Below are 4,467 nucleotides of genomic sequence, written 5' to 3' on the forward strand. Positions count from 1 at the left end.
GAGTTGTTGACCGCCACAGAACGTGACGCGACAAGTGTGAGGGCAAGCGAACGCAGCGCCGGGCCGCCCCAAGCAAGTTCAGCCCCCCCGGGGGGCAGCGTAGTACGCGAAGCGACAAGCGTGGGGGCAAGCGAACGCAGCGCCGGGCCGCCCCAAGCAAGTTCAGCCCCCCCGGGGGGCAGCGTAGTACGCGAAGCGACAAGCGTGGGGGCCTTATGACCTTTGGCCGGCTCGAACGCACGCAGGGTCCGCAGCCCATGAGCGACATCAATGTGACGCCGCTGGTGGATGTGATGCTGGTGCTGGTGGTGATTTTCATCATCACGGCGCCGCTGCTGGCCAGCACCATCCCGCTCGATTTGCCTAAAACCGATGCGGCCAGACCCACCGAAGCGCCCCGGTTTGTCACGCTGCTGGTCGACCGTTCTGGCCAGGCTTTTTTGAATGACAGGCCGGTGCAGCCGGACGAGTTGGCGCGTGACCTGGCGCAAACCGCGCGCCAGCACCCCGACACCGAAGTTCAGTTGCGCGCCGACCAGGCCGTGCCTTATGGCAAGGTGGTGGAGGTGATGGGTGTGGCGCAAAAAGCCGGGCTGAACCGCATCGGGTTTGTTGCCGAACCTGCGCCTGCCGCTGCTTTGACGGCACCGGCAGGCCGTTAGCTGGCACTGGGCATCCAGCCTCTAAAATCATGTGTTCGCAGCCAGGGGCTGCCCGCCCCGTGCCCGGGGTTCATTTTTTCGGTAGCCAGATTTCATGCAAGACAAATACAACCACCTCGACGTAGAGCGCAGTGCGCAAACCCAATGGACGGCCGCTGATGCTTACCGCGTGAGCGAGGACGCGAGCCGCCAGAAATACTACGCCTGCTCGATGCTGCCTTACCCCAGCGGCAAGCTGCACATGGGCCATGTGCGCAACTACACCATCAACGACATGCTGAGCCGCTACCTGCGCATGAAGGGCTACAACGTGCTGATGCCCATGGGCTGGGACGCGTTTGGCCTGCCGGCTGAAAATGCCGCGCTCAAAAACGGCGTGCCGCCCGCGCAGTGGACCTTTGACAACATCGCCTACATGAAAAAGCAGATGCAGGCGATGGGGCTGGCGATTGACTGGAGCCGGGAAATCACGACCTGCTCGCCCGACTACTACAAGTGGAACCAGTGGCTGTTCCTGAAAATGCTGGAGAAGGGCATTGCCTACCGCAAGACCCAGGTGGTGAACTGGGATCCGGTGGACCAGACCGTGCTGGCCAACGAACAGGTGATTGATGGCAAGGGCTGGCGCACCGGCGCGGTGGTGGAAAAGCGCGAGATTCCGGGCTACTACCTCAAGATCACCGACTACGCCGAAGAGTTGCTGGGCCACGTGAAGACCGGTCTGCCGGGCTGGCCCGAGCGCGTCAAGCTGATGCAGGAAAACTGGATTGGCAAAAGCGAGGGCGTGCGCTTTGCGTTCACGCACGACATCCGGGACGCCTCGGGCCAGCTGATCGACGGCGGCCGCATGTATGTCTTCACCACGCGGGCCGACACCATCATGGGCGTGACCTTTTGCGCCGTGGCACCCGAGCATCCGCTGGCGGCGCATGCCGCTGCATCGAACCCGGCGCTGGCCGCCTTCATTGAAGAATGCAAGGCGGGCGGCACCACCGAAGCCGAGCTGGCCACGCAGGAGAAAAAGGGCCAGCGTACCGGCCTGCGGGTTACGCATCCGCTGACCGGCGAGCAGGTCGAGGTCTGGGTCGGCAACTACGTGCTGATGAGTTACGGCGACGGCGCGGTCATGGGCGTGCCGGCGCACGACGAGCGCGACTTCGCGTTTGCGAAGAAATACAACCTCCTTATTAAGCCGGTAGTTGTTCCTGATGGATATCGCCTTGCGGAAGCGTCGATGGTTAGCGCTCTTAATGCAACTGGTGACGTTCACTTAACGTCACCAGTCCTACACGGCGTATCCCCCAATAAAAGTTTCTTAATTGACTGGGCCAAATGGAGTCCCCTTTTCGCCAATTACGGGGCGGCATTCAATTCTGACGGGTACGATGGTCTGAGCTACGTCGATGCAGTGAACAAAGTAGCCGCCGACTTGGCTGCCAAAGGCCTGGGCGAGAAGAAAACCACCTGGCGCCTGCGCGACTGGGGCGTGAGCCGCCAGCGCTACTGGGGCACGCCGATTCCCATCATTCATTGCGCAGAGCACGGCGCGGTGCCGGTGCCCGAAAAAGACCTGCCCGTGGTGTTGCCGCTCGATTGCGTGCCCGATGGCTCAGGCAATCCCCTGAACAAGCACGAAGGCTTTCACGCGGGCGTGACCTGCCCGGTCTGCGGCCAGCCGGCGCGCCGCGAGACCGACACCATGGACACCTTTGTCGATTCGTCGTGGTACTTCATGCGCTACTGCGACCCGAAGAACGACCAGGCCATGGTGGCCGAGGGCGCCGATTACTGGATGCCGATGGACCAGTACATAGGCGGCATTGAGCACGCCATCCTGCACTTGCTGTATGCGCGTTTCTGGACCAAGGTGATGCGTGACCTCGGCCTCGTCAAGATCGACGAGCCCTTCACCAAGCTGCTCACGCAGGGCATGGTGCTGAACCACATCTATTCGCGCAAGGGTGAAAAAGGCGGCATGGAATACTTCTGGCCGAACGAGGTCGAAGACATCCATGACGGCACGGGCAAAGTCACGCAGGCCAGGCGCAAGTCGGACGGTCTGTTGGTGAACTACGAAGGCGTAGGCACCATGAGCAAGAGCAAAAACAATGGCGTCGATCCGCAGGACCTGATCGAAAAATACGGTGCTGACACCGCGCGCCTGTACACCATGTTCACCGCGCCGCCCGAAGCCACGCTTGAATGGAACGACGCCGGGGTCGAGGGCTCTTATCGCTTTTTGCGCCGCGTCTGGAATTTTGGGGTCAAGCTGAATGCCATGAATTCAGGCGCTTCTTGCGACCGTGTGGCGGGCGATGCAGGCACTTTTGACAAAGAAACCAAAGCGCTCAGGCTCGAAGTCCATACGGTGCTCAAGCAGGTCGACTACGACTACCAGCGCATGCAGTACAACACCGTGGTGTCGGGCGCCATGAAGCTGCTCAATGCGCTGGAAGACTTCAAGGGTGAAGTTTCAAGTCAGTCCCTGGTGGCGCTGGGCGAAGGCTTTGGCATCTTGCTTCGGTGCCTCTACCCGGCGGCGCCGCACCTGGCGCATGGCTTGTGGTCGGAGTTGGGTTACGCAGTACAGCACGGCGACCTGCTGGACGCGCCCTGGCCCGAGGTGGACAGCAGCGCATTGCAGCAGGACGAGATCGAGTTGATGCTTCAGGTCAATGGCAAGCTGCGCGGGTCGGTCACGGTCCCGGCGGGCGCTGACAAGGCCGTCATTGAGGCCGCTGCGCTGGCTTCAGAGGTTTTCTTGAAGCTGGGTGCGCCCGCCAAGAAAGTCATCGTGGTGCCGGGCCGTCTGGTCAACATCGTTGTCTGAGTCCCCGCCCGGAAACCCCCAAGACAAGGCCAACATGCAGCGTCGCTCTTTACTGTCCCTGATGGCCTCCACTGCCGCTTTCAGTCTGAGTGGCTGCGGTTTTGCGCTGCGCAAGGCCCCCAACTTTGCGTTCACGACGCTCTACAGCAGCCTTGCAGAGACCTCGCCACTGGGTGTCGAGCTCAGAAGGTCGCTGGAGTCCACCCGCAAGGTCAAGGTGATCACCGATGGCCGCCAGATCAATGAGGCGCAAGTCGTTCTCGATGTGCTGTCCGACCAGCGCGAAAAGGTGGTGCTCAGTCTTAATGCCGCAGGGCAGGTGCGCGAGTTTCAGTTGCGCATGCGTTTTCGTTTCAGGTTACGGACCGTGGCGGGCAAAGAACTGATTCCCGACACCGAAATCCTGCAGCAGCGTGACATCAGTTTCAACGAATCGGCGATGCTGGCCAAGGAAGCTGAAGAAGGCCTGCTCTACCGCGACATGCAAAGCGATATCGTGCAGCAGATCATGCGCCGCCTGGCGGCCGTGACGGCGCTTTAGCCGCTATCCACCGTGCGCAATCGCTGACAGCGCCGCGCACGGTGAGTCACCGCTGTCGGTAAATCAAATCAGGACAACAGGCGGCAAAGTCGCTAAGCTTTACGATCATGCAAACGGCCAGTCTGTCACCTCTTCCCCTGCACGGACCCGGCCTGCCGGGCGACGCTGCGTCCTCGGTTGCTGCCAACGCCATGCCGCTGACGATGCTGGATGACCCGCAGGAATGGTCAGCTTTTAGCCGGCCGGTGGCGCAGCAGCCCACGTATTGGGAGTCCAGCGTGGTGTTTGAGGGCATGCACTGTGCCGCCTGCGCGCTCTCCATTGAGGATGCCTTGCGCCAGGTGCCCGGCGTGGTGTCGGTGGACGTGAGCGCAGCCAGCCATCGTGGCCGCATCGTCTGGTCAGACCAGGCCGTCAAGCCGTCCGGCTGGATG

4 protein-coding genes are annotated in these 4,467 nt (G+C 61.6%); all 4 read left to right on the plus strand.

Annotation, left to right across the window (positions count from 1 at the left end; translation table 11 throughout):
• Positions 1-215 precede the first annotated feature (215 nt).
• A complete protein-coding gene (locus tag Q8K05_RS07610) occupies positions 216-662 on the plus strand; it encodes a biopolymer transporter ExbD (RefSeq protein WP_305245931.1) in 447 nt (148 codons plus the stop codon).
• 94 nt (positions 663-756) lie between these two features.
• Complete coding sequence (gene leuS, locus Q8K05_RS07615; protein ID WP_305245932.1) at positions 757-3,492, plus strand: leucine--tRNA ligase; 2,736 nt, start codon at positions 757-759, stop codon at positions 3,490-3,492.
• Positions 3,493-3,526: 34 nt separating this feature from the next.
• Complete coding sequence (lptE, locus tag Q8K05_RS07620; protein WP_305245934.1) at positions 3,527-4,033, plus strand: LPS assembly lipoprotein LptE; 507 nt, start codon at positions 3,527-3,529, stop codon at positions 4,031-4,033.
• Positions 4,034-4,140: 107 nt separating this feature from the next.
• Positions 4,141-4,467: cation transporter (locus Q8K05_RS07625; RefSeq protein WP_370868799.1), on the plus strand; the 327-nt coding region annotated here is incomplete at its 3' end.

This window comes from Polaromonas sp. (assembly GCF_030682935.1).
Taxonomy (GTDB): Bacteria; Pseudomonadota; Gammaproteobacteria; order Burkholderiales; family Burkholderiaceae_C; genus Polaromonas.

Excerpts from the sequence above, each read along its gene's own strand:
- Q8K05_RS07610 (WP_305245931.1), top strand. The coding sequence starts at position 216 with ATGACCTTTGGCCGGCTCGAACGCACGCAGGGTCCGCAGCCCATGAGC.
- leuS (WP_305245932.1), top strand. The coding sequence starts at position 757 with ATGCAAGACAAATACAACCACCTCGACGTAGAGCGCAGTGCGCAAACC.
- lptE (WP_305245934.1), top strand. The coding sequence starts at position 3,527 with ATGCAGCGTCGCTCTTTACTGTCCCTGATGGCCTCCACTGCCGCTTTC.